Genomic DNA, 1,017 nt, shown 5'->3' on the forward strand with positions numbered 1-1,017 from the left:
GGGACTGTAAAATATTTTGTGTAAACTCTCATTCCACATTCCATTACAATGAAACAAAGTGAGGTTGAGAGAACACATGGGACTCATTCCAAAAGACCAGCTGCGCCAACTTATCAAAGAACACAACTTGCAAACCATGGAGGATGTTCAAAAAGCCCTGAAGGACATTTTTGCAGAAACACTGCAAGAAATGTTGGAGGCCGAATTGGATACCGAATTGGGCTATGCCAAGCATGACAGCAAGCAGAAGCAGACGAAAAACAGTCGGAACGGCTATAGCAAAAAAACGGTTACGTCTGAGTATGGGGAGTTGGATCTCACGATTCCCCGTGATCGTCTTGGAGAATTTGAACCTGCGATTGTCAAGAAACACCAGAGACATGTAACGGGTATTGAAGATCAAATCGTCTCTATGTACGCCAAAGGCATGAGCACACGGGATATTCAGGATCATTTGCACAATCTGTATGGACTTGAGGTATCCCCGACCCTTATCTCCAACGTAACAGCTAAACTGTTACCTCTTATCAAGGAATGGCAAAATCGCCCGCTGCAAAGCGTGTATTCCGTTGTTTTCATGGATGCCATTCATTTTAAGGTAAAACAGGACGGGCAAATTATCAGCAAAGCCGCCTATATGGTCATTGGCATTGATTTGGAAGGCTATAAGGACGTTCTTGGCATCTGGATCGGAGAAAACGAGTCAGCCAAGTTCTGGCTACATGTGTTGACGGATCTGAAAAATCGTGGCGTTCAGGACATTTTGATTATCTGTGTAGACAATTTAAAAGGCTTCAGCGAAGCCATTGCAGCCAGCTATCCGCAAACGGAGGTTCAAAAATGTATCATCCACCAGATCCGCAATTCCATCAAATATGTGTCGTACAAGGATTTGAAGAAGATTACTACGGCCTTGCGTCCGATCTATACGGCCCCAACGGAAGAGGCGGCTCTCCTGGAATTGGATCAATTTGAGGAGACCTGGGGAAAACAGTATCCCCTGATTGTCCGGTCGTG

The 1,017-nt window shown here is 45.0% G+C and carries 1 protein-coding gene; it reads left to right on the forward strand.

Annotated elements, in window-relative coordinates:
- Nucleotides 1–76: 76 nt before the first annotated feature.
- The coding region (locus AC27IT_RS27685) for an IS256 family transposase (protein ID WP_487092248.1) at nt 77–1,017 on the forward strand (941 nt) is incomplete at its 3' end.

The organism is Brevibacillus sp. YAE8 (genome assembly GCF_057543335.1).